26 protein-coding genes are annotated in these 23,051 nt (G+C 71.3%); 10 read left to right on the top strand and 16 right to left on the bottom strand.

From position 1 onward, the window contains the following. The 3 genes from GFD30_RS13360 to GFD30_RS13370 all read right to left on the bottom strand — a co-directional run. On the bottom strand, window positions 1–1,360 hold a 1,360-nt coding region (locus tag GFD30_RS13360; protein WP_194201955.1), incomplete at its 3' end, for a hypothetical protein. After that, a complete protein-coding gene (locus GFD30_RS13365; RefSeq protein ID WP_153025708.1) occupies window positions 1,357–1,674 on the bottom strand; it encodes a hypothetical protein in 318 nt (105 codons plus the stop codon). The genes GFD30_RS13365 and GFD30_RS13360, both read right to left, overlap by 4 nt. Before the next feature lie 344 nt (window positions 1,675–2,018). After that, entirely contained in the window at window positions 2,019–2,741 is a 723-nt protein-coding gene (locus GFD30_RS13370; protein ID WP_112137400.1) for a winged helix-turn-helix transcriptional regulator, read from the bottom strand. A gap of 318 nt (window positions 2,742–3,059) precedes the next feature. Here GFD30_RS13370 and GFD30_RS26285 point away from each other — a divergent pair, with 318 nt between their 5' ends. The 4 genes from GFD30_RS26285 to GFD30_RS13385 all read left to right on the top strand — a co-directional run bounded on the left by GFD30_RS26285 (window position 3,060) and on the right by GFD30_RS13385 (window position 6,520). Next, window positions 3,060–4,103 carry a hypothetical protein gene (locus GFD30_RS26285; protein WP_194201956.1) on the top strand — a complete coding sequence of 348 codons (1,044 nt, stop codon included), beginning with the start codon at window positions 3,060–3,062 and terminating at the stop codon, window positions 4,101–4,103. A gap of 47 nt (window positions 4,104–4,150) precedes the next feature. Next, window positions 4,151–4,873, top strand: a complete 723-nt coding sequence (locus GFD30_RS26290) for an LmeA family phospholipid-binding protein (RefSeq protein WP_194201957.1) — start codon at window positions 4,151–4,153, stop codon at window positions 4,871–4,873. Between the two features lie 457 nt (window positions 4,874–5,330). Continuing rightward, window positions 5,331–6,182, top strand: a complete 852-nt coding sequence (locus tag GFD30_RS13380; RefSeq protein WP_153025710.1) for a sulfurtransferase — start codon at window positions 5,331–5,333, stop codon at window positions 6,180–6,182. 26 nt (window positions 6,183–6,208) lie between these two features. Next, window positions 6,209–6,520, top strand: coding sequence for a DUF1416 domain-containing protein (locus GFD30_RS13385; RefSeq protein ID WP_153025711.1), 312 nt, complete (start codon window positions 6,209–6,211; stop codon window positions 6,518–6,520). A 176-nt stretch (window positions 6,521–6,696) separates the two neighbouring features. Here GFD30_RS13385 and GFD30_RS13390 read toward each other — a convergent pair whose 3' ends face one another. Continuing rightward, window positions 6,697–7,212 carry a hypothetical protein gene (locus tag GFD30_RS13390; RefSeq protein WP_153025712.1) on the bottom strand — a complete coding sequence of 172 codons (516 nt, stop codon included), beginning with the start codon at window positions 7,210–7,212 and terminating at the stop codon, window positions 6,697–6,699. A 120-nt stretch (window positions 7,213–7,332) separates the two neighbouring features. On the opposite strand from GFD30_RS13390, the gene GFD30_RS13395 reads away from it, so the two are divergent. Beyond that, window positions 7,333–8,106 (top strand): AfsR/SARP family transcriptional regulator, encoded by a 774-nt coding sequence (locus GFD30_RS13395; protein WP_194201958.1) that lies wholly within the window; start codon window positions 7,333–7,335, stop codon window positions 8,104–8,106. Window positions 8,107–8,213: 107 nt separating this feature from the next. On the opposite strand, the gene GFD30_RS13400 is transcribed toward GFD30_RS13395, so the two are convergent. Together GFD30_RS13400 and GFD30_RS13405 are read right to left on the bottom strand one after the other, a co-directional pair. Beyond that, window positions 8,214–8,657: a carboxymuconolactone decarboxylase family protein gene (locus GFD30_RS13400; RefSeq protein WP_407649048.1), complete on the bottom strand. Its 444-nt coding sequence runs from the start codon at window positions 8,655–8,657 to the stop codon at window positions 8,214–8,216. Between the two features lie 71 nt (window positions 8,658–8,728). Continuing rightward, a complete protein-coding gene (locus tag GFD30_RS13405) occupies window positions 8,729–9,658 on the bottom strand; it encodes a sigma-70 family RNA polymerase sigma factor (RefSeq protein WP_227996247.1) in 930 nt (309 codons plus the stop codon). A 73-nt stretch (window positions 9,659–9,731) separates the two neighbouring features. Here GFD30_RS13405 and GFD30_RS13410 point away from each other — a divergent pair, with 73 nt between their 5' ends. Beyond that, complete coding sequence (locus GFD30_RS13410) at window positions 9,732–10,376, top strand: hypothetical protein (protein WP_153025715.1); 645 nt, start codon at window positions 9,732–9,734, stop codon at window positions 10,374–10,376. A 6-nt stretch (window positions 10,377–10,382) separates the two neighbouring features. On the opposite strand, the gene GFD30_RS13415 is transcribed toward GFD30_RS13410, so the two are convergent. Then, the gene (locus GFD30_RS13415) at window positions 10,383–11,468 is read right to left on the bottom strand and encodes an NADH-quinone oxidoreductase subunit D (protein WP_153025819.1); all 1,086 of its coding nucleotides are present in this window, start codon (window positions 11,466–11,468) and stop codon (window positions 10,383–10,385) included. Between the two features lie 235 nt (window positions 11,469–11,703). Here GFD30_RS13415 and GFD30_RS26295 point away from each other — a divergent pair, with 235 nt between their 5' ends. Next, the gene (locus GFD30_RS26295) at window positions 11,704–12,147 is read left to right on the top strand and encodes a DUF1707 SHOCT-like domain-containing protein (RefSeq protein WP_194201959.1); all 444 of its coding nucleotides are present in this window, start codon (window positions 11,704–11,706) and stop codon (window positions 12,145–12,147) included. A 140-nt stretch (window positions 12,148–12,287) separates the two neighbouring features. Here the strand turns inward: GFD30_RS26295 and GFD30_RS13425 are convergent, their stop codons facing one another. The 6 genes from GFD30_RS13425 to GFD30_RS13450 all read right to left on the bottom strand — a co-directional run bounded on the left by GFD30_RS13425 (window position 12,288) and on the right by GFD30_RS13450 (window position 15,711). Continuing rightward, window positions 12,288–12,710, bottom strand: coding sequence for a hypothetical protein (locus GFD30_RS13425; protein ID WP_153025717.1), 423 nt, complete (start codon window positions 12,708–12,710; stop codon window positions 12,288–12,290). A 14-nt stretch (window positions 12,711–12,724) separates the two neighbouring features. After that, entirely contained in the window at window positions 12,725–13,231 is a 507-nt protein-coding gene (locus GFD30_RS13430; RefSeq protein WP_153025718.1) for a hypothetical protein, read from the bottom strand. Then, a complete protein-coding gene (locus GFD30_RS13435; RefSeq protein ID WP_227996249.1) occupies window positions 13,224–13,718 on the bottom strand; it encodes a WXG100-like domain-containing protein in 495 nt (164 codons plus the stop codon). The genes GFD30_RS13430 and GFD30_RS13435 overlap by 8 nt, the downstream gene beginning before the upstream one ends. 142 nt (window positions 13,719–13,860) lie before the next feature. After that, on the bottom strand, window positions 13,861–14,184 hold the full coding sequence (locus tag GFD30_RS13440; RefSeq protein WP_153025719.1) for a WXG100 family type VII secretion target: 324 nt from the start codon (window positions 14,182–14,184) through the stop codon (window positions 13,861–13,863). 1 nt (window position 14,185) lies between these two features. Beyond that, the gene (locus tag GFD30_RS13445; protein WP_153025720.1) at window positions 14,186–14,590 is read right to left on the bottom strand and encodes a YbaB/EbfC family nucleoid-associated protein; all 405 of its coding nucleotides are present in this window, start codon (window positions 14,588–14,590) and stop codon (window positions 14,186–14,188) included. 164 nt (window positions 14,591–14,754) lie between these two features. Beyond that, a complete protein-coding gene (locus GFD30_RS13450; RefSeq protein WP_153025721.1) occupies window positions 14,755–15,711 on the bottom strand; it encodes a family 43 glycosylhydrolase in 957 nt (318 codons plus the stop codon). A gap of 438 nt (window positions 15,712–16,149) precedes the next feature. On the opposite strand from GFD30_RS13450, the gene GFD30_RS13455 reads away from it, so the two are divergent. From GFD30_RS13455 to GFD30_RS13465, 3 genes are read left to right on the top strand one after another with little or no spacing between them, the layout of a single operon-like run. Next, entirely contained in the window at window positions 16,150–16,893 is a 744-nt protein-coding gene (locus tag GFD30_RS13455) for a LamB/YcsF family protein (protein ID WP_153025722.1), read from the top strand. Further along, the gene (locus GFD30_RS13460) at window positions 16,890–17,543 is read left to right on the top strand and encodes a 5-oxoprolinase subunit B family protein (RefSeq protein ID WP_322633227.1); all 654 of its coding nucleotides are present in this window, start codon (window positions 16,890–16,892) and stop codon (window positions 17,541–17,543) included. Before GFD30_RS13455 ends, GFD30_RS13460 begins: the two co-directional genes overlap by 4 nt. Then, window positions 17,540–18,430 carry a 5-oxoprolinase subunit C family protein gene (locus GFD30_RS13465; protein WP_153025723.1) on the top strand — a complete coding sequence of 297 codons (891 nt, stop codon included), beginning with the start codon at window positions 17,540–17,542 and terminating at the stop codon, window positions 18,428–18,430. Before GFD30_RS13460 ends, GFD30_RS13465 begins: the two co-directional genes overlap by 4 nt. Before the next feature lie 46 nt (window positions 18,431–18,476). On the opposite strand, the gene GFD30_RS13470 is transcribed toward GFD30_RS13465, so the two are convergent. The 3 genes from GFD30_RS13470 to GFD30_RS13480 form a co-directional block, all read right to left on the bottom strand. Then, window positions 18,477–19,274, bottom strand: a complete 798-nt coding sequence (locus tag GFD30_RS13470) for a class I SAM-dependent methyltransferase (protein ID WP_153025724.1) — start codon at window positions 19,272–19,274, stop codon at window positions 18,477–18,479. A 258-nt stretch (window positions 19,275–19,532) separates the two neighbouring features. After that, window positions 19,533–20,762 (bottom strand): trans-sulfuration enzyme family protein, encoded by a 1,230-nt coding sequence (locus GFD30_RS13475; RefSeq protein WP_153025725.1) that lies wholly within the window; start codon window positions 20,760–20,762, stop codon window positions 19,533–19,535. Window positions 20,763–20,831: 69 nt separating this feature from the next. Next, a complete protein-coding gene (locus GFD30_RS13480) occupies window positions 20,832–22,922 on the bottom strand; it encodes a cytochrome c oxidase assembly protein (protein ID WP_153025726.1) in 2,091 nt (696 codons plus the stop codon). Between the last annotated feature and the right edge of the window lie 129 nt (window positions 22,923–23,051).

Raw genomic sequence — 23,051 nt, forward strand, 5'->3', positions numbered from 1 at the left:
CGGAGGCGAGACCACCGCTGACCCCGCCGCCGCCACCGCCGGGCGGCTCCAGGCCGCCGCCGCTGCCCCCGCCGGGCGGCGCGCCGCCCGGCTCGAGGCCGCCGGATCCGGCGTCGAGGCCCCCGTAGGAGTCGGCGAGCATGTCGGAGGAGTCGCGGAACGTCGACGGGCTCGACGGGTACGCCTCCGGCTGGAACGTCGAGGCCGAGTCCTCCGCGTTCTGCCAGCGGTTCACGACGTCCTCGTTCGCGATCTGCGAGCGCGAGTCGTAGTCCTCGATGCCGGCGTTCACGTCGGCGGTGATGTTGTTGTTCGCGTCGGCCTGCGCCCAGGCCCGCGCCTGCTCCTCGGTGATCGGCGGCTCGTCGTTCTTGTGCTTACGCATGTAGTAGTCGGTCTGGTTCTCCACATAGTCGTGGACTTCGTCCACATAGTCCTTCTCGAAGCCGCCGAGCTCCAGCAGCGCCCCGACGAGGCCGCCGTCGTTGTCGCAGCCGGCGGTGACGTCGCACCAGCCGCTGCGGAACGGGGGCCGCACGTGGACGAGCGGGTCGGTGAACATCGACTCCATGTCGGAGATCCAGTACAGCGGCGCGGGGTACGGCAGCTCGCCGGAGTCGCCGCCCTGGAGTCCGAAGAACTCGTCGGCCTTCTGCTCGAGGAGCCCGACGGCGCCGCTGGTGGCGTCGCCGATGTCCTCGCAGATGGAGGCGCAGTTGCCGAGGACGATCTCGACCTGCTCGGCGAAGGCGTCGAAGTCGTCGCCCTTCCAGGTGTCCGAGAGGGTGCGCAGCGCCGACTTGAGCATCGGGGCGATCCCGTTCCCGGGGTCGGTGTCGAAGGCGTCCTTGAACTCCTGCCAGTGCACGCTGACGGTCCGGAGCGCGTACTTGTCCGGGTCGTCGGGGCGGACCTCGGCGACCAGGTTGCGGATGCTGGCCTGGCTCGGCGCGGGCGTCCCCTTGGTCTCGACGGTCAGCATCTGGACCTGGCCGGCGATGGGGATCGCGGAGACGAGCTTGATCCAGGCGGTCTCGGCCTCGTTGTACTGGTTCTGGCAGTTGGCGTAGCCGCAGGGTTGGCCCGAGAGGAAGAGCGCTTCGGCGTCGCGCCGCTGGTACTCGACGACGGTGGAGTCGTCGGGGGCGGCGCTGTCGTAGTCGTCGCGCCGGCCGCGGCGGTGGTCGTCGTCCTCCTCCTCCTCGCGGTCGTCGTCCTCTTCGTCGTCCTCTTCGTTGTCGGTGCCGGTGTCGTCGTCCTCGCGGTCGTCGTCCTCTTCCTCTTCGTCGAGGTCGTCGTCGCGCTCGTCGTCGTCGCGGCCGGTGTCGCCGCTGGTCTGGGTGTCGGGCATGTCGCTCACGCCTCCCTTCGCGACAGGTGGGCTGCCGAATCCGCGTCGGTCTCGACGGCGCGCTCGGCGACGCCGTCGACCGTGGCGATGATGCCGGCCAGGTCGGCTCGGAGGTCCTGGAGGTTGGACCAGGTCTGACGGTGGAATTCGCGGTACGTCTCGCGGGCGGTCTGGCCCGAGTCGAGGAGCCCGAAGCCGGGTTCCACGCCGAGTACGTTGCCGTGCCGCAGCCGTTCGATCAGCGTTTCGAGGTGTGCCAAGCGGCCCTGGGCGACCTCGCGGAACTCTGCGAGGGCATCGGGGTCGACGGAGCGATCGGACACGGGGTCACACTCCAAGGGGGACGAGGGTACGGGTCCAAAGCGGTCTTCATTCTATCCACCCAGGGCCACTGCTTGGGTACTCTGAGTTGCGGCTTTTGTCCGGATAGGACCGTTCTCCGGGGTGATTACAATGGTTAACATTCCTGTTCGGCACGATTCCGGGAGCAATGTTCATCGAGTCGAGCCGATATGCGGACGGCCGCAACACGTCCGAAAGCCACTTATGGACCAGGGGAAACTCTGGAATCAGTGTCAACTTCGGACACAATTGGAAAAGGCGGCCCGCTGCCGCGGAACCGCCTCTTCTGTCGCTTTCGGAACGGGGAGCGAACGGCCCCGGTCGTTTATGCGTCGACCCGCTCGGGAGCGGGCTCGGACTCGCGCAGGTTCTCCGGCGGCGGCGCCACGAACTTGTAGCCGACCTGCCGCACCGTGCCGATCATCGACTCGTACTCCGAGCCGAGCTTGGCGCGCAGGCGCCGCACGTGGACGTCGACGGTGCGGGTGCCGCCGAAGTAGTCGTAGCCCCACACCTCCCGCAGGAGCTGCTCGCGGGTGAACACGCGGCCCGGGTGCTGGGCGAGGAACCGCAGCAGCTCGAACTCCTTGTACGTCAGGTCGAGCGGGGCGCCCTTGAGCTTCGCCGCGTACGTGTCGGGGTCGACCGTGAGGTCGCCGGCGCGGATCACCGCGGGGCCGGCGGCCGTGGCCGCGTTCGGCTTGCCGGTGGTCAGCCGCAGGCGCGCCTCGACCTCGGCCGGGCCGGAGGACGCGAGCAGGAAGTCGTCCACACCCCAGTCGGCCTGGAGCGCGGCCAGGCCCGCTTCGGTGACGATCGCGAGCAGCGGCACCGTCAGGCCCGTGGCCTGGAGGACCCGGCAGGTGGCTCGGGCGTCGGCGAGGTCGGACCGGGCGTCGACCATCACCGCGTCCGGGCTCGGCCCGCTCAGCAGCGCCCGCACGTCCCGGCCGGCGTACCGCGCGCGGTGCGGCAGCAGCTCCAAGGACGGGAGGATCGACTCCGGGGACTCCGGCACAGGGTTGGAAGTGAGGATCAGGATTTCCAAAGCAGTCCTCCGCTGGTAGGTGAGCACGCGCGACTATCGCTCTTCCCGGCTACGGCGACGGGCGGGGCTTACTTGCGGTAGGTGGAGTCCTGTCAAAGTGTAAACGGTCACCAGGCAAATGACCAGCGTCACGACCGCGCAACCTCACTATTCGGGACGGCGCGCGGCCAAGCCCCGGCAAACCGCCGTTCACCGCCCGGACACGCACCGATCACGAACGGACCCGTACCGTCACCCCACCGGGCGGTCCCGCCGACACCCGCCCTGCGGCCCTTCGAAGGTGAACGGTGCACAAGGGCCTTGCCGTAGGCTGTGACCGTGTCGTACAGCCGACCCGACGAGACCTGGGGCTACGAGCCCCCCGAGGCGGCCCCTCCCGCCGAGGGCGCCGCCTGGGGCGAGACCTACCCCGAGGCGCCGAGCCAGGCCGGACCGCGCCGCTCCGCGTCCCCCGGTCGCGGCGAGGACCCGGACGCCACCGGCTCCCGCCGGCGCGTCGGCACCGGCGCCTACCGGGCCGCCGGCCGCGAGGACCACACCCTCCCGCCGCCGACCCCGCCCCTGCTCCACCGCCTCCCCGCACTCGCCGTGGTCGTCGTCGTCAGCGCCGGGCTCGTCCTCGGCGCCCAGATGGAGCGGCCCGTCTACGCCGCCGGGATCGCGGTCCTCCAGATCGCCGCAGTCGTCCTCATGACCTGGGTGCGCAGGATCGACGGCGCCTGGCTCACCGTCGCCGTCGCCTCCGGCCTCGCCGTCGCCGCCGACTGGGTCGCCGTGACCTGGCAGCCGGTCTCGCTCCTGCCCGTCACCGTGCTCCTCGCGCTCGCCTTCGGCGCCGCCGTCGCCGGCCAGCTCGTGCGCCGCACCCACGAAGGGGTCACCGAGAGCCTCGGGTTCACGATGGTCCTGTGCATCGCCGTGTGCGGGTACGCCTGCTACATCGCCTTGTCCCGCTTGGGATCCGCGCCGCCCGCGATGTACTCCGCGGTCGTCGCCGCCGGGACCGCGATCCTCGCCGCCCGCGCCGTCGACCTCGTCATGCCCGACCCGCGGATCAACCGCCAGGTCACCCGCGGCGCGTTCGGCATCGTCATCGGCACCATGTGCGGCACCGCCTCCGCCGCCTACGCCGGGCTCGTCATCGAGGGACCCGATCCGAGGCACGCCGCGATCGGCGGCCTCCTCATCGCGCTCATCGCGGTCCTGTCCGACCTCGCCTGCGGCTACATGTCGGCGTCGCGGCGCATCGACGGCGCCGGGACCGCCCCGAACCCCGTGGTCAACGCCGCCGGGCCGCTCCTCGCGTTCGCCGTCACGGGCCCCGTCGTATACCTCCTGAGCGCCTACTACATGATCGACTGACGCACCCCCCGCGCCGAACCCACCCCGAGACTCACTGGAGCCACCTGGTGAAGATCCTCCGCCGCCTCCTCATCACCCTCGTCATCGTCGCCGCCCTCGCCGCCCTCGGCGACCGGGTCGCCAACGCGGTCGCCGAGGGGCGCATCGCGACCGAGGTCGCGGCCACTGCCGCCGACCACGGCGCCTACTCCGACCAGCGCCCGGACGTGACCATCCACGGCTGGCCCTTCGTCACGCAGGCGTGGTCCGGCGACTTCGAGCAGATCGACATCACCCTCGCCGACGTCGGCGCGAACGGCCTCGTCTTCCCCGAGCTCGCCATGACCGCGCGCGACGTCGACGCCGACTGGCGCGAGCTCAGCGACGGCGGCGACGCCGTCGCCCGCACCCTCGACGTCGAGGGCACCATCTCGGTCGACTCGGTCGAGGCGCTCCTGGCCGAGCAGACCGGCTGGGACCTGCAGATCGACGAGGACGGGAACGCGACACTCTCCGCGACCGAGGAGCTCGGCGGCATCTCCGTCGACCTCCAGGCCAGCGGGCAGGTCGTCGTCGGCGACGGCGCCATCAGCTTCACGCCCGAAGCCGTCGAGTCGCTCACCGAGGGCCTGCCGGCAGGCGTCCAGCCGCTCGTCGACGAGTTCGCGTCCCAGCTCACCTCCACTGTCGAACTGCCCGAGCTGCCGTACGGGATCACGCTCGCCGAGATCGCGTTCGAAGGCGACGTCGTCGCCATCTCGGGCACCGCCGAGGACGTCGTCCTCACCTGACGGGTGTGACGGGGCGCTCGCAATCGGTGCGCCGCTCCGTCCGCATCGCGAGAACGGGTGTGGATTCGGCCCGGGAAGTCTGCTAGCGTTCTGCCCATGCGCAAGCCGATGCTCACCAAGCGGCGCGCGATCGATTACTGCATGATCGCGGCCACGCTCTGTCGAATGCCTTAGGCGACTCGCCCGGCCCCGGAGGCCGACGGCAGTCGCCGCATTGCGGCCCAGCGTGCGCGGCACGAAGAAAAGTGCAGAGTCAGAGCAAGGCTTGCTTCCACAGGTTCCGTTCATTTCCGCTGTCCTCCAGCGCGGCCGGAACCGGTCTCGATTCCAGGACTGACGATCCCCTGGATCACCCTGCTCCGCCGCCGAAACGCGGCGCCACCGCACCGCCGGGCCCTCTCGAACTCGGAACAGTCGATACCAAGCCATTCCATTCAACGTTCAGGAGAGAACACCCATGGCCCGTGAAGACGTGCTGGTGACCGCCGATTGGGCGGAAGAGAACCTCGACACCCCCGGAGTCGTGTTCGTCGAAGTCGACGAGGACACCTCCGCCTACGACAGCGGCCACATCAAGGGCGCGGTCAAGATCGACTGGAAGGACGACCTCCAGGACCCGGTCCGCCGCGACTTCGTCAACCAGGAGCAGTTCTCGCAGCTCCTCTCGGAGCGCGGCATCGCCAACGACGACACCGTGGTCCTCTACGGCGGCAACAACAACTGGTTCGCGGCCTACGCGTACTGGTACTTCAAGCTGTACGGCCACGAGAGCGTGAAGCTCCTCGACGGCGGCCGCAAGAAGTGGGAGCTCGACGCCCGCGACGTCACCACCGAGGTCGTCAAGCGCGAACCCACCAACTACGTCGCCAAGCCGCTCAACTGGGACCTGCGCGCCAAGCGCGACGAGGTCGAGGCCGCCATCGGCGTCAAGAACCTCATCGACGTCCGCTCCCCCGACGAGTACGCCGGCCGCCTCCTGGCCCCGGCCCACCTCCCGCAGGAGCAGTCCCAGCGCGCCGGCCACATCCCGACGGCGCTGAGCGTCCCGTGGAGCAAGGCCGCGAACGAGGACGGCACGTTCAAGTCCGAGGAGGAGCTCCGCGAGCTCTACGTCGGCGAGGCCGGCCTCGACGAGGGCAAGGCGACCATCGCGTACTGCCGCATCGGCGAGCGCTCCAGCCACACCTGGTTCGCGCTCCGCGAGCTCCTCGGCTACGAGGACGTCAAGAACTACGACGGCTCCTGGACCGAGTACGGCTCGCTCGTGGGCGTCCCGATCGCCCTCGGCGACGAGCCCGGCACCAAGTGACCCGCAACGGTACGGAAAGGAACGACATGTCTGACAGCTGCGCTGCACCCGACCAGGACCTGGCCCTGCCGGCGTCGGTCGACCTCGAGAAGGAGACCGTGCTGACCGGCACGGTCGTCAACGACGAGGGCGAACTGGTCCAGGGCGCGTACGTGCGCCTCCTCGACGGCACCGGCGAGTTCACCGCCGAGGTCGTCACCGGCGAGGGCGGCCAGTTCCGCTTCTTCGCCGCCCCCGGCAAGTGGACGCTCCGGGCGCTCTCGCGCTACGGCGACGCCACCGGCGAGATCGAGGCCGCCCGCGGCGTCAACGAGACCAAGCTCGCCGTCAGCCGCTAGAGACCGCTTAGGGACGTTCGGCTCGTAACCCCGGTCCTGAGCAGCGAGGGCCCGACCGCAGATGCGGTCGGGCCCTTTCGCGTCCACTGGGTGATGCCGCCGCTCGCGCGGGAGCGGCGACCGCGCTCTTCCGTTGCCGCGGCGCGAGCGGGCCGGCGGCGGGTCGGTCGACTGTCCTAACTCACCTGGAAGGAGCTGGCCCGGTTGGACCAGCCGCCGGCGGCGGTGTCGAGGTTGGCGAGGTTGTCGATCCAGGTGGAGGAGGTCCCGGTGGCGTCGGCGCTGTCGAAGAGTTTGACGTCGCAGGAGCGGTAGGTGTGCGCGGAGCTGGCGCGGTTGACGAAGCTCCCCATCCTGGTGACGGTGAACTCGACCGGCGAGTACGCGGCCGAGCAGGTGTAGGAGCCGGGCGCGGTCAGTGTGAAAGTGCCGTTGGCGGTCCCGTAGTTCGCCTGGTCGTACAGCCGCACCAGGACGGTGTCGGCCTGGATGCCGACCGAGTTCGCGGCGAGGGCCGCCTCGGGGGAGTCGGCGCAGGAGAGGTCGTCGCGGACGATGTCGTAGGCGCAGTGGTCGCCGGTGGTCTCGGCCTGCGCGGCGGCGGGTGCGAGCGCCAGGACGCCGGCGGCGGCCGCGAACGACGCCGCCGCGGCGAGCACGGCGCGGAGGTGGTTCCAGTTGGGTTTGACCATGTTCAGACCCTATGCGGCGCAGTGGATATGAAGGCAACTTCAGACCGTATACGCGGCGTATAGTTCGAGCGGCACCGCGTCGCAAACGCTTGCAGGCGTATGGTCGATCGAAGGAGGCTCATGGAGTTCCGGATGCTCGGACCACTCGAAGTGCGCATTGGCGGGGCCCCCGTGCACCTGGGCGGCAGCCGTCAGCAGACGGTGCTGGCGGCGCTGCTTGCGAACGCGGGCCGGCCTTTGCAGCGCCGGCGGCTGGGCGGCATGGTGTGGAGCGATCCCCCGCCCTCGGCGGGCCCCAATCTCCGCACGTACCTGCGCCGTCTGCGGTCGGCGCTCACCGACCCGCTGTCGCTGGAGTCGCGGGTGGTCGCGGACCGGCGACAGGTGACGCTGCGGACGGAGCCGGGCGAGGTCGACGCGGAGGTGTTCGACGAGTGGTGCCGCCGGGCCGACAGCGCCCGCGAAGCGGGCGACGCGGCGGCCGCGCTCGACTGGTACGACAGGGCGCTGCGGCTGTGGCGTGGGAGCCCGCTCGAGGGCATCGACGTCGACAACCCGCTGTATCCGACGGCCGTGGAGCTGACCGAGCGCCGCTATGCGGTGGAGTCGCGGCGGTGGGGGCTGCTCGTCGAGGCGGGCGACGTCGCCGCGGCGATCGGCGAACTGCGGGCCGCGGTGCGGGCGAACCCGTTCCGGGAGCGGTTGACGGAGCTGCTGATGCTCGCCCTGTCCAAGGACCACCGGCGGTGGGAGGCGCTCCAGGTCTACGCGCAGACCCGGGACCTGATGATCGAGTCCGCCGGGCTCGAGCCGGGCCCGCGGCTCCGGCGCCTCCACCGCCGCATCCTCGACGACGGCCTTGACGACGGCCTCGAGGACGGCCTCGACCGGTAGCCGGTCGAGCAGCCCGGACCCGTACGCCCGTTACCGCGGACCGGCCGTCGCGCGTCAGGTTTCACGGCAGGACCGCCGCCGGCGCGGCGGTCCTGCCGTTCGCTTCGCTACTCCTGCTGGTCCTTGTACCGGGCCGTCTTCGTGACCGGGTCGTAGAACCCGGCCGGGGTGCGCAGGATGACATTGATGCGGTTCCAGGCGTTGATCTGGGCGCACATCGCGACCAGGGCCGCGATCTGCTCGTCGTCGTAGTGCTTGCGGACGGCCTCCCAGGTCTCGTCGCTGACGCCGTGCGGGTTGTCGGCGAGCCGCGCCGACTCCTCCGCGAGCGCGAGCGCGGCCCGCTCGGCCTCGTCGAACGCGGGCGCCTCGCGCCACACGGTGACCAGGTTGAGCCGTTCGGGGTCCTCGCCGGCGTGCACGGCGTCCTTGTAGTGCATGTCGGTGCAGTAGCCGCAGCCGTTGATCTGGCTGGCGCGGAGCTTCACCAGCTCCATGGTGCGGTGCGGGACCGGGCTCGCCGTGTGGAACAGCTTCTCGTTGGCGAGCATGTTCTTGTAGTACGCCTTGGCGAACTCGGTGCCGATGAATTCGAGACGGGGTCCCATGGACGGGTTCCTTTCTATCGCGGACGGTGGACTTCGTGGATGCCGTTGAGCTTGTCGGGGTTGCGGACCATGTCGACGGCGACGATGCGGCCGTGCTCGATGCCCAGCAGGGTGATGCCGCCGACCTCGCCGCCGATGACGGTGAGCAGCGCGGGCCCGCCGTTGACGGAGGTGACGCGGTGCTCGTACTCGATGTACTTGGCGGTGACGCCGGTGAGGAAGCGGGCGACCTTGTCGGCGCCGTGGATCGGGTTGCGGGCGGCGCGCACGACACCGCCGCCGTCGGAGGTGAGGACCGCTTCGGGGTCGAGGATCGCGGTGAGCCCGGCGATGTCGCCGGAGCGGACCGCCCGCGAGAACGCCTCGACGAGGTGGCGGTGCTCCTCGGGGTCGACGTCGAAGCGCGGCCGGCGGCTCTCGACGTGCTCGCGGGCGCGGCTGGCGAGTTTGCGGCAGGCCGCGGCGCTGCGTCCGAGCGCGGCGCCGACCTCGTCGAAGGTGAGGCCGAAGACGTCGTGGAGGACGAACGCGGCCCGCTCGGCGGGGCTGAGGGTCTCGAGGACGACGAGCATCGCCCAGGACAGTGAGTCGGCGAGGCCGACGGAGTCGGCGGGGTCGGCCGCGGTCTCGACCGGTTCGGGCAGCCAGGGCCCGACGTACGCCTCGCGGCGGACCCGGGCGGACCTGAGCACGTCGAGCGCGAGCCGGGACGTGGTGGTCACGAGCCAGCCGGTGAGGTCCTCGATCGCGTCGATGTCGCTGCGCTGCAGCCGGAGCCAGGCGTCCTGGACGACGTCCTCGGCTTCGGCGACGGACCCGAGGAGGCCGTACGCGACGCCGACGAGGCGCGGTCGCAGCTCCTCGAAGTGGGCCAGCGCGCGGCCGACCGCCGTGTCCTGGCCGGCGGTCGCATCGGGTTCGTTCATGTCGGGAGGACGGGACATGGTTCAAGAGTGTGACACCGGATCGCTCATTGTGACGGTTGTCTCGCAGACCGGGTAGGGCAGACTGTTGTTCGTGTTCTCGAACGTCTCGGCGCGCTGGCGCCGCCGCCTGCGCGTCGCGGTCGTGGTGTGGGCAGTGCTGCTGGTGGCGGCCGCGTTCGCGGGTTCGCGGGCGACGGTGCGGGAGCAGGTCTCCGCGGCGGACGCCCGCGCGGTGATGGACGCGGCGCTCGGCGAGGCGGCGGCCGCGGTGACGGGCGCGGCGGTCCTCGCGGCGGGCCCGCTCGAAGCGGAGCCCTGCGAGGTCACCCCGGTCCGGCCGGGTCTGTCGCTGTCGCGCACGCTGCAGGTCTCGGGGGCGACGGTCGACCAGGTCGAGTCGCTCGCCGACCGGTTCGCGCTGCGCCGCTCGAGCGACGCGTCGGCCGCCGTGTGGTCAGGGGACACCGAGGGCTACGTCAGCCTCCGGATCACCGCCGAGAACCCCGACCCGGCGGGCGGCCGCTGGTCGGACCCGGTCCTGGTCCACGCCGTGACGGGTTGCCGCCCTCTCGACGGCGGCGTCGCCGCGTTCGAACCCGACCCGCCCCTCGAAGCGACGGCCGCCTGGCGCTACGGCGCGGTCCCCTGCCCGGGCGGCGAGGTCCTCGCCAGTTGGACCGAACCCGTTGAGGCCGAGCCTTTCCGGGTGCACGAGACCACCGGCGGCTGCGCCTGAGCGGCGCTATTTGTCGATGTCGCCGACGACGAAGAACATCGAGCCGAGGATCGCGATCATGTCGGGGATGAGGCACCCGGTCATGAGGGTGGCGAGGGCCTGCACGTTCGCGTAGGAGGCGGTGCGGAGCTTGAGCCGGTACGGGGTCTTCTCGCCGCGGCTGACGAGGTAGTAGCCGTTGGCGCCCAGCGGGTTCTCGGTCCACACGTACGTCTCGCCGGCCGGCGGCTTGAAGATCTTCGGGAGTTTCACGTTGACCGGCCCGGGTGCGGCCGCGGCCCAGGCGAGGCATTTGCGGGCCAGCTCGATCGAGACGGCGACCTGGTCGAGCAGGCACATGAACCGGGCGTGGCAGTCCCCTTCGGTGCGGGTCACGACGGGCACGTCGAGTTCGCCGTACGCGAGGTAGGGCTCGTCGCGGCGCAGGTCGAAGTCGAGGCCCGAGGCCCGCGCGACGGGCCCGGTGACGCCGAAGGCCGCCGCCGTGGCCGGGTCGAGGACGCCGACGCCCTTGGTCCGGGCGGCGAAGATCTCGTTGTGCCGCAGGAGCCTGTCGAGCCGCACCATGCCGGTCTCGACCTCGTCGACGGCCTGGCGGGCCCGGTGCTCCCAGCCGTCGGGCACGTCGCTCTTGAGGCCGCCGACGCAGTTGTACATGTAGTGGATGCGGCCGCCGCTGGCCTCCTCCATGACCGCTTGGAGGCGTTCGCGTTCGGTGAACGCGTAGAACATCGGGGTGATCGCGCCGATCTCGAGCGGATAGGAGCCGAGGAACATGAGGTGGTTGAGGATCCGGTTCATCTCGGCGAGCGCCATCCGCAGCCACACGGCCCGCTCGGGCACCTCGATCCCGGCGAGCCGTTCGGCCGCGAGCGCGACCCCGAGCTCGGAGGAGAACGCCGAGAGCCAGTCGTGGCGGTTGGCGAGCAGCATGATCTGGCGGAAGTCGCGGACCTCGTACAGCTTCTCGGCGCCGCGGTGCATGTAGCCGACGATCGGTTCGCATTCGGTGACGCGCTCGCCGTCGACCCGGAGCCTGAGCCGCAGGACGCCGTGCGTCGACGGGTGCTGGGGGCCGATGTTGAGCACCATGTCGGCCGGTTCGGTGCCGGCCCCGACGCCGACGATCAGCTGTTCGCTCACCGCCCCATCGTCCCAGCTTCGCGCCGGTTCGGGAAGAGGCGCGGCGGAACGGCGGGCGCCGGCGCGCCCCGCGCGCCGCGGCTCGGCGCCGCGGCCGGGGTCGGGTGCCGTACCTTGGCAATGGCAGTGTGTTGCCAGGCCCTGGCATCCTGGACGGAGCATCCGACATTGGAGGTGTGGCCGAATGGACCGCGATCAGATGCGAGCCTCGGAGAGCGACCGCCAGGTCGTCATGGAGCGCCTGCGTCAGGCGGTGGAGGAAGGCCGCCTGGACGTCGGCGAGTACCAGGACCGGGTCGACGCCGCGATGAGCGCCCGCGTGTACTCCGAGCTCGACGTGCTCATCTCCGATCTGCAGCAGCTCCCGCCGCCGGGCTTCCAGGAGGCGTCGATGGAGCCCACGCAGGTGATGCGCCCGCAGCCGCTGTCCAAGGTGAACCAGCAGCTCCGCGAGGAGGCCGAGGCGGGCCCCCGCAAGTGGAAGATCGCGGGCGTCGCCGTCGCGATCGCCGCCGCGGCCTGCCTCGTGATCTTCATGCTCTCCCCGGAGCTGTTCCTCTACATCGCGATCGGCGTCCTGGTCGTCCTGGTCCTCTTCGTGGTGGCCGCGTTCTCCGGGCTCTTCTGAGCCGCCGGCCGGCGCCCGGATAGACGGGCCGTGTGCCGTGGTCGAAGCGGAAGCGGTCTCGAACGCGTCGGTACATGCGGCAGGGGCGCCCGGGGGTGGCCCGGGCGCCCCTGTTCAGGTCGCGGTGTCGCTTCGGTCGGTCAGAGCGCTTCGACGTCGCAGTTGTCGAGGGTGCCTTGGCGGAGGACGCCGAGGGCGCGTTCGGAGACGACGAGGCTGCCGTTGGCGGAGGCGCCGAAGTCGTCGGCGCCTGCGGTGCCGGTGAGCTGGAGCCACTGCCATTTCGGCAGGTCGATCGGGCCTTCGGCGAGTTCTTCGGCGTCCTCGCCGAGGACGACCTCGGCGTCGGCGAGGCGGTAGCCGGACAGGCCCGCCGCCTCGATGAGGCCGGCCAGGTGCTCGGTGACGACGAAGCACGGGGTCGACTCCAGGATCTCGTCGCCGAGCCAGTCCTGGATCACGTACTGGAGCCTGGTCACGGCGGGCGGGTGCACCGAGGTGTCCATGACCGTGTCCTCGCCGAGCTCGCCGGCGACTTCGGGCTCCAGAAGGTAGTAGCTCATGGGCGAATCCTAACTTAAGGGACGGGCGGATTGAAGTTCGTGCCCAGCTTGAGGTCGATCTTCGTCGCGTGGTCGAGGATCTGCTGGCGGGTGGCGTTGGGGTAGTCCTTGTAGAACTGGTTCCATTCCTTGCGGATCTGGCTCAAGTGGACGCGGCTGTTCACCTGTCCCTTGGGGATGCCGCGGAGGTTCTGGAGCGAGTGCATCTCGGCGGCGCTGAAGCGGCCGGGGTACCGGCGCAGGACCTGCTGCTCCACGGCGTGGTGGACGACCACCTTGCCTTTGAGGTTCGGGTGCTGCTTGAAGAACGTGCCCTTGTAGTCGTTGTTGAGGGCGTTGCCGACCCGGGCGCGCCAGCGGGAGCGGGTCGCCTTCTTCGCGGTGCTCTTGATGGACTTGTTGACCCAGCTGCCGCCGCCTTTGCCGGTGCGGAAGAAGCGGGTGTTGCTGATGAGCCCGGAGATGATCTTCGCGCCTCTGGCGGTGGTCTTCCGGGCGGCGCGGGTGCGCATCCTAACCATTGAGCACCGCCTCGATCGCCATGTCGAGGAGCATGTCGATGAGCTTCGAGGTGATCATCTTGAAGATGGGGATCTCCAGCAGCGAGGCGCCGAACGTGGCCACGGCGGTGGCGATCGCCTGGGCGATCTGGATCGCGAGCGTGATGAGCTGGACGATCATCTGCATCTTGAGGGCCAGGACGACGCCGGCGGCGATCATGAGGCCGATGCTGATGATGTTGGACGGTTCGCCGATGTCCGCGATGTTGCGGACCGCGGACTCGCCGTCCTCCCATTCGGACTTGAACGCCGCGATGTCCTCGCCGATGTTGTTGTCGATGACGGTCTTGGCGGCGGATTCGAGCTTGTCGACCGCGCCGGTGATCTGGTCGGCGAGGTCGGTCCAGGTGTTGCCGAGGTTGAAGAGCTTCTCCTCGTCGGGCTCGGGCCAGTCGTAGCCGAGCATGCTGAGAAGGCTTCTCAGCTCGGAGGGCAGTTGCAAACCCACTGGGGGCTCCTTCGAAGGGAGGGGACACTGCGCAGTGCCCGGGGTACGGAGCGTTATGAAGGAGTTGATGCGGGCCGGTGCGGCGGCCGTTGGGCGAGAGGGAAAGGGTGTGAAGGGGAAGGGGCTCGGGGCGGGCGCGGGGCTAGCGGCCGAGCGCTTCGAGGAGTTCGCGGAAGAGGCGCTCGACTTCGGCGTCGTTCGACTCGTGGTCGTCGGCCATCTGCCGCAGGGTGTTCGCGTAGTCGCCGAGGTCTTCGATGTTGGTGGAGATGCACTCGATGAGGGCCTCCATGCAGCACTGGTGCGCGAGGTCGAGGAGGCTGCCGATCATGTCGCCGCCGAACGAGTCCGCCAGTCCCTCTACTGAGGACTTGAACTGGTCGAACAGGCCCTGGACGGCCTCGGTCGCCGCGTCGAGCTGCTGCGCGCCTTCGCGGATGGAGTCGGGATCGATCTTGACGGCCATGTCAGCTCCCTCCCTGGAGCTTCTGCATGACGGCGCTGATCTGCGCGCTCATGTCGCGCATCTGGCGCACGCCCTGCTCCTGGATCTGGGCGACGGCGGTGCCGATCGCCTCGAGGTCGGGGAGCGGCACGTCGGCCGACAGGGCCTCGGCGCGGGCGTCGAGGGCGGCGTTGACCGCCTTCGCCAGTTCCTCCTCGAGGAATTCGGTGCCCTCCTTGAGGACGCGCTCCTCCGCGAACCGAACCCTCTCGATGCGTCCGTTCACGCCCAGGGTGACCGTGATGCGCCCGTCGGCCGCCTCGGCGGTGACGGGTTGGACGAGTTGGTCCGGCTGCGCCTTCCTGACTTCGTCGAGCGCCGAGCGGGCTTCCGCCAGTTGCTGGGCGATGGCTTCTTCACCGAACATGCCGCCTCCGGGGGTCTCAGTGGACTCGATGTGAGGTCCAGCATAGACTGCGGGCGCTACTTTCGGGTCCCCCGAAAGTGCCGCCTCACCTGGGGATTCGGCAGGGTTGTTCACAGAGTGTCAGGAGTTCGCGTCGTCCGCCTTCGGGCCGGTTCGGGCGAGATTCATGCCGTTCCGCCGCGCATCGGCGCCGCCTTGGCGGGGTCGGGAAGGTAGTCGAAGGGCTCGTCCCGGTCGCACTGGAGCCAGCCGTCGCGCACATGGAGGCGGGCGACCTGGACGGTCGAGCGGCGGCCGCCGCCGGGATGGGTGAAGTAGTACAGGAACGCCTCGTCGGGGCCCTGCGTGAGGGCCATGGCGTGGTGGCCGAGGGCCTCGTCGAAGGCGCGGCGGCCGGGGCCGGCGAGGAGCGGGACGGGCTGGCGGTGCCAGTGCTCGAGGTCGGTGGAGCGGTGGACGAGCAGGCCGGCCCAGCCGTCGGTGACCATCCAGTAGACGCCGCCGAGCGCGAAGACCGTCGGGCCCTCCTGGGCCTGGCCGGTGACGGCGGGGCCGGCCGGGGTCCAGGAGTAGAGGTCGTCGGAGTCGGCGGCGTAGATGTGGCTCTCGCGGCGCTCGTCCTTGAACCACATGCGCCACTTGCCGTTCGGGAGGCGGTGGACGGTCGCGTCGATGGCGCGCTCGGAGTCGGCGTCGATCGTGGACTCGTATTTCCAGGTGTCCAGGTCGGCGGAGGTGTAGTGGCGGATCTCGGCGGGCCCGGACCAGTCCTCCCGGATGCCTTCGAGGTAGGTGACGTACATGTGCCATCGGCCGTCGTGGCGCAGGACCTCGGGGGCCCACCAGGTGTCGCGGTTGTCGCAGTCGGGCCCGGCGGCGGTGCCGACGTACGTCCATTCGCGACCGTCCGGACTGGTGGCGTGGCCGATGTCGGTGCCGTGGACCCAGGCGACGCCGGCGTCGGCGGCGCTGGCGCGGCGCTGCGTGTAGAAGAGGTGCCACAGGGCCGAGTCGGGGTCGTAGACGACCGTGGGGTCGGTGGGGCCGTCGAAGACCGGGTCGGTGAAGAGCGGTGCGGGGGCGCGCAGGTCGTCGGGGCTCGAGGCGGGACCGGTCGTCATGGTTCCTCCGTGGGGAGTTCGGCGGCCGGGAGGCCGAGCCTGGCGGGGTGCTTGAACGGTAGCTGAAGAAAGCGCTTGCCGCAAGATGGCCCGAAGCGCGGCGACGCGGCTGCGAGCAGTCGGCCCTCGGCTCGGTCCCGACCGGGTCGAATTCGGGGCGTCGCCCCCTCACCGGCCGACGCGCTCCGCGTTCTTATTGCGGCGCATCCGCATCGGCGCCTCGCGATCCCCGGAGCCACGCGCAACCGCATCGGCGCCTGGCGGTACCTTGCAGCCACATTGAGGGCTTCAGGCCGTATACCGTCCCGATCCCCCGCCCTCCCAGAGGGGACCGCAGTCTGGGGCCGATCATTCCCTCCCGGTCCGACAAGAATCGTGGCCCGGACCACCCGAGTGCGCAAAATGCGCCCGAAAGAGTGATCCGGTACCGTTGACCGCATGGACCTCAACGCGGACCTGGGGGAAGGTTTCGGCCGCTGGGAGCTCACCGACGACGCCGCACTGCTGCGGATCGTCACGAGCGCGAATGTCGCGTGCGGTTTCCACGCCGGCGATCCGGCCACCCTCCGGCGCGTGTGCGATCTCGCCGCCGACGTCGGCGTGCGGATCGGCGCCCAGGTGTCCTACCGGGACCTGGCCGGGTTCGGGCGCCGCGAGATGGACGTGCCGCCGCACGAGCTGGCCGCCGAGGTCGCCTACCAGATCGGCGCGCTGCGGGTCTTCGCCGAGGCGGCCGGAACGCACGTCGCCTACGTGAAACCCCATGGCGCCCTTTACCACCGCTCGGGCCGCGACCCGGCCCAGGCCGCGGCCGTCGTGGAAGGCGCACTCCTCGCTGGGGTGGGGGTCGTGCTGACCCGGCGGGGAAGCGAGCTCGACCGCGTCGCGACCGCCGCCGGGCTGCGGGTCGCGGGCGAGGCGTTCGCGGACCGCGGCTACCTCGCCGACGGGGGCCTCGTGCCGCGCGGGGCGCCGGGGGCGCTGCTGGCGCCGCACGACGCGGTCGCCCAGGCGGTCGACCTGGCGCAGCACGGCGCGGTCACCGCGGTCGACGGGACCCGCACCGCCGTTGCGGCCGAATCGATCTGCGTACACGGCGACGGCCCGGACGCGGTCGCGGTCGCCGCATCCATCCGGGCCGCATTCAACGAACGAGGCATCGACGTGGAGGCTTTCTCGTGAGCACCGGAAGAACGACCGCCGCCCCCAGGCTCAGGCCCCTCCCGGCCGGGCCGAGAGGCATCCTGATCGACTGCGGCACCACCGCCGCGGCCCGCGCCTGCTACCGGTCGCTGCAGAGCCGGCGCATGTCCGGCCTGCTGGAGGCCGAAGACCTCGTGCCGGGGGCGACCACGGTCCTCGTCGACGGGGTCGACGAGCCCGAACTCCTCGCCGCCGAGCTCCCGGGCTGGCCGCTCGCCGACGAGCCCGAGTCCGCGGGCGAGGTCGTCGAGATCCCCGTCTGCTACGACGGGCCGGACCTCGACGCCGTCGCGGCCCTGTGGGGTGTGCGGCCCGAAGACGTGGCGGACATCCACTCGGGCTTCGAGTACGAGGCGGCGTTCTGCGGCTTCTCCCCCGGGTTCGCGTACCTCGAAGGACTGCCCGAGCGCTACCACGTGCCGCGCCGCGAGAGCCCGAGGACGACGGTCCCGGCCGGCTCGCTCGGCGTCGCCGGGCCCTACTCGGGCGTGTACCCGCGCACGAGCCCCGGCGGCTGGCAGCTCATCGCGACGATGACGAACCCGGGACGGCTGTGGAACGAGCACCGGGAACCGGCGGCGCTCCTGGTCCCTGGCACGCGGGTGCGGTTCGCGGCGGTGCGCGTATGAGCCACATCGAGATCCTGCGCGCGGGCGTGCTCACGACCTGCCAGGACGCGGGCAGGCCCGGCTGGGGGCACCTCGCGGTGCCGCCCTCGGGCGCCGCGGACCGGCCTTCCTGGCGGCTCGCGAACCAGTTGGCGGGCAACCCGACCGGGGCCTGCGCACTGGAGACGACGCTGAACGGCTGCACTGTGAAGGCGCACCGGAACGTCACGGTGGTCGTGGGCGGTGCGCCGTGCGCCGTCACCGTCGACGGGCGCCCCGAGTCGTGGGGGCAGCCCGTGAAGCTCAAGGCCGGGTCGGTGCTCGACGCCGGGTCCGCAGAGGTCGGGGTGCGCTCGTACCTGGCGTTCTCCGGTGGGCTGCATCCGAAGTCGAGCCTCGGCTCGCACTCGACGTGCCTGCTGTCGGGTCTCGGCCCGGCCCCGCTGCAGGACGGCGACACGATCCCGCTCGGCCCGAGCCCGGCCCACCCGCCGCTGCCGACGCAGTGGCCGGCGCCGTGGGCGGGGATCGGCGACGAGATCGTCATGAAACTCCACTTGGGGCCGCGGCTCGAGTGGTTCCGGCCCGCCGCCGTGGCGGAGCTGACCCGCGGCGTGTGGACGGTCTCGGAGCACTCCAACCGGATCGGACTGCGCCTCGAGGGCCCGACCTTGAAACGCGCCGACCCGGGCGCGGAGCTGCCGAGCGAGGGCATCGCTGCGGGCGCGCTCCAGGTGCCGCCGAACGGCCAGCCGATCCTGTTCGGCGCCGACCACCCGACGACCGGCGGCTACCCGGTCATCGGCGTCGTCGGCCCCGAGGCCCAGGCCGCGGCCGCCCAGGCGCGGCCCGGCACGCGCATCAGGTTCGTCCCGATCCCGATGCCCCACTGGAGCAGGCGGAGCTGACGGCCTCGCCGACGCGAGCCGGCTTCCCGCCCGGGCTTCGGGCGGGTCAGGGCGCTCCGGCGTTGCGGCGCAGGACGAGCGTGCCCCGCTCGTGCCCGAGGTGCTCGGCGGCGAAGTCCGGGTGCGCGTCGGTCCAGCGGGCCGCGATGGCGCGTTCGTCGGGGCGGTCGGCGTCGTCGAGGACGACGACCGCGTCCTTGGCGAGGCGCTCGGCCAGCACCGGCAGCGCCGGGTAGCGGGCCTGCGGGCCGGTCGGGCCCGGAGGGCCGTCCACCAGGAGCACGTCGATCTCGTTGTGGGGCAAAAGTTCCGGGTCGTACCAGCGCCAGACCTCGCCGCCGAGGTCGACGTCGGTCAACGGAGCGTGGACCACCCGGCCCCATCCCTGGAGGCCGCGCGACTCCAGTTCCGCGCGGGTCCGCTCCGCGTAGTGCGGGTCGTGCTCGAGGGCGGTCACCTGGCCCGAGCCGATCGACCGGGCGACGAGCGCGAGCACCACCGTCGTGGTCCCGGACCCGCATTCGAGGACGCGGGCGCCGCCGCGCGCGGTCACCTCCTCGGCGAGGAACCGCGTGAGCTCGGGGCCGGCGGCCCAGTCGCGCATCCGCGGGAGCGGCCCGCCCGGGCCGGTCAGGCGGTACAGCGCCATGAGGTCCTCGATCTGGGCGTAAGCGGTCCTGGCGGCCAGCTTGGCGGTCTGGCGGTCCGCTTTCGCGTCCGCCTCGATCGCTTCAAGGCGGCGCTCGATGCCCTCCTGGGTCTCACGAAGGCCCGCAACGGCCTCGCTCAGCTCCTTGAGCCGTTCGGTCAGCTCGATGAGCAGCATCCGATCGGACGATCCCATGGCACTGCCCCTTTCACGGGCCGGCGGCGCATTGGCCCCACACTAGGGCAGAACGGCAGCCGATGCCAGTCTCCCGCGCCGGGGACGCAGCGAAAGCGCTCCTCACGCCCGCCTCATGAGCCGAGCGATGGATCGGCACCCGGTCGCAGCCGGTCCGATCGGCCACTGGTCGGAGCAGGCCGCGGTTCCGGACGCGAAGCCGCGGCCTCGGCGGGCCGCGGACGCTCGACCTCCTTTCCCGATCCGGCTCGTCTTCCCTCAGTCGCCCAGTGCGCGGGCGAAGTCGGCGATCAGGTCGTCGGCCGCTTCGATGCCGGTCGAGAAGCGCACCAGGTCGTCGTGGATGCCCTCGGCGGCCCGCTCCTCGGCGCTCATTCCGGCGTGGCTGGTGATCGCCGGCCGGGTCACCAGGGACTCGGCGCCGCCGAGGCTCGGGGCGACGTACGGGATCCGCAGGCCCTTGAGGAGGGCCTCGGCCGCTTCGACGCCGCCCGCGGGGCGGAACGAGAAGACGGAGCCGTAATACCCGCCGAACAGGGCCGCGGCCCGCTCGTGGTCCGGGTGCGACTCGAGCCCCGGGTGGTTGACCTGCGCGATGTCCTCGCGGCCCTCAAGGAAGCGGGCGAGCGCGAGCGAGGTCGCGCCCTGCTGGCGCACCCGGAGCGCCAGGGTCTTGAGGCCGCGGGCGAGGAGGAACCCGGCGTGCGGGTCGAGGCTGCCGCCGTAGAGGTTGAGGACGTGCCGGATCGTCGCGAGGTGCTCGGCGGAGCCGGTGACGACGCCCGCGACGAGGTCGGAGTGGCCGTTGAGGGCCTTCGTCGCCGAGTGGCAGACGATGTCGAACCCGACGGTGTGGGGCCGGAAGACCACCGGTGTGGCGAAGGTGTTGTCGACGATGCTGGTGAGGCCGTGTTCGCGGCTGAAGTCGGCGATGCCGACGAGATCGGCGACCCGGGTGAGCGGGTTGCTGATGGTCTCGACGAAGAACGCCTTCGTCCGGGGCCGCAGGGCCTCGGTCCAGGAGTCGCGGTCCTCGGGGTCGACGAAGTCGACGTCCCAGCCCAGGCGCGGGGCCTGCTCGGTGAGGAAGTGGTGGGTGCCGCCGTAGAGGGCGCCGGCGGCGATGAGGTGGTCGCCCGCCGCGAGCGTCGCGAGCAGCGTGGTCGTGATGGCGGCCATGCCCGAGGCGGTCGCGAGCGCGGTCTCGGCGCCTTCGAGGGCGGCGAGCTTGCGGTGCAGGTGCTCCTGGGACGGGTTGGTGTTCAGACGGATGTACTGGAGTTCGTCGTAACCCTGGCCGGGGACGGTCTCGAAGACGGTGCCCTGGTAGATCGGGTGGACGACGGATCCGCCGTGGGCGGGCCGGGGTTCGGCGGCGTGGACGGCGAGGGTTTCGAAGGCGGCGGTCGCGAAGTCGGTGGTCTCAGCGGCGGTGGCCTCAGCGGCGGCAGTGCCGGAGTCGGCGGTCTCGATGCTCGGTTCGCTCATGCGGCAACCGTACGGCCGGGCGGGTGGCGCCGCATCTGTCGTTCGACCGAAAATCCCGTCCGGAACCGCTCACTTTCGTCGGTCCGGATTTGCGACCTCCGACGGATGGCGTTCCTGGTCGAGGCTGGCAAGGTAGGCGTTGTACACCTCGTGGGGGTCGTCCTCCGGGCGGCCGCTGGCGGTGGCGCGCTCGGCCATCCGGTCGAGGCGGCGTCCTTCCCGCTCTTCGGAGCGGGCCCACTGTCCGATGAGGACGACGATGATGATCAGGCTGGGGATCTCGCCGAAGCCCCAGGCGATGCCGCCCCCGGCGCGCTGGTCGGCGAGGAGGTCGCTCATCCACGGGACCGCGATCTGGGTGTACCAGTCGCCCGCGATGACGCTGGTCCCCATCATGAGAGTGACGCCGAAGATGGCGTGGAAGACGATGGACACGAAGTAGAGGAGGACCTTCGCGGGGTAGGTGAGCGGGCGCGGCTTCGGGTCGGGGCCGATGACGACCCAGAAGAAGAGGGCGCCGGCCGCGAGGAAGTGCGCGGTCATGAACAGGTGCCCGAAGTGCGAGCGCATCGCCCACTCGAACATCCCGGTGAAGTACATGACGTACAGGCTCGTCAGGTAGATGAGGAGGGCGATGAGCGGGCGCGAGACGAAACGGGACCAGCGGCTGTGGATCGCCGCGAGGAGCCATTCGCGCGGGCCGCCGGCGCGGTCGGGCCTGAGGGCGCGGAGCGCGAGCGTGACGGGCGCGGCGAGGACCAGGAGGATCGGCGCGAGCATGTTGATCGCCATGTGCTGGACCATGTGGGCGCTGAACATGACCATGCCGTACTTGCCGAGCCCGGTGGAGGTGGCGAGGACGACGACGGCCCACCCGGCGCACCACAGGGCGGTGCGGTACCAGGGCCAGGCGTCGCCCCGGCGGCGCAGCCGCGCCACGCCGGCGATGTAGAAGCCGGTCAGGACCAGGGCCGCCGCGCAGAACAGGACCGACGGGTACCAGTCGGTGAGGATGCGCGCCAAGGACACCGGTTCGGGCGTCGGGAAGCCGAGGAGCGCCGTGTTCGGGTCCGGCAGCTCCTCCGCGGGCGGCGGGGTGACCCCGAGCGAGGAGGCGAGGCCGAACGCGACCGCCATGAGGCCGAGTTCGACGGCCGCGAGCCGGGTGAACGCGCGCCGGTCGCCGGACGCGACCGCGGGCAGGGTGCGGCGGCGGTGGGCCCAGCCGAGCACGCCGCCGGCGGCGAGGACGGCGAGCTTCGCGAGGGCGATGCGCCCGTACGCGGACTCCCACAGGTCGGTGAAGGCCACGTTCGCGGTGAAGACGATGAGCCCGGAGGCGGCCACCGCCGGGTAGGCGAAGGCCGCGGCGAGCGAGTAGCGGCGGGCCGCGACCGCCGGGTCCTTGCGGGCGATGAACAGCGCGAACAGGCCGCCGGCCCAGAACGCGGCGGCGACGACGTGGATGAGGAGCGCGTCGACGGCGATCTGGTGGTTGCCGTTCGAGGCCGAGTGCCCGGTGAACACGGGCGGGAGGGAGGCCGCGAGGGCGGCGACGGCGGCGAGCGCCGCGCCCGGGATGGTGAACGCGCGGGCGGCGACGAGGGCGGCCGCGCCGGCGAGGAGCACCGTGAGACCGAGGGACCGGCCCTGCTCGTACTGGGCGATGTACGACCACAGGCCCGGGAGTGTGACCTCGGAGAGCGGGCGGGCGAACGTGTTCGCGAATTCCACCGGAAGGCTGACGGCCGCGATGAGCGCCCACAGGCCGGAGGCGGCGGCGCCGACGCGCAGCCACCGCCACGGCTGGGCGGCGAGGCGCGCCCGGTCGCCCTCGCGGCCGGGCAGGAAGCACGCGGCGGCGATCGTGCAGCCGACCGCGGCGAGCATCGCGAGGTCGTACCCGTACTTGAGGAGCCCGGCGGCCCACGTGACGGCGGGGTCGGCGGCGGCGAGCCCGGGCAGGGCCTCGACGTCGACGGCGCCGCCGAGGTCGAGGGCGATCACCGCGGCGAGCAGCCCGGCCACGGCCGCGGCGGCGACGGCGAGGACCCGCTGTCCCCGGCCGCGCTGCGCCGCCCGCAGCCCGCTTCCGGTGCCGCGACCGCCGCCAGGTATGGTGTCGGCGGTGTTTTGGCTGGTCTCGGTCGATGCGGTCACGTAACCCAGCATGGCTGATTGTTCCAGCTCACGCCCCACCGGGTGGGGTCAGATATCTCCGGCAGCTCCCCGGCCGTCCCGCTGTGTCGGGGTCATAAGGCACGATCACGGTGCGCCGTCCGCGAAGCC

Source organism: Glycomyces albidus, assembly GCF_009451885.1.
GTDB classification, from domain to species: domain Bacteria; phylum Actinomycetota; class Actinomycetes; order Mycobacteriales; family Micromonosporaceae; genus Glycomyces; species Glycomyces albidus.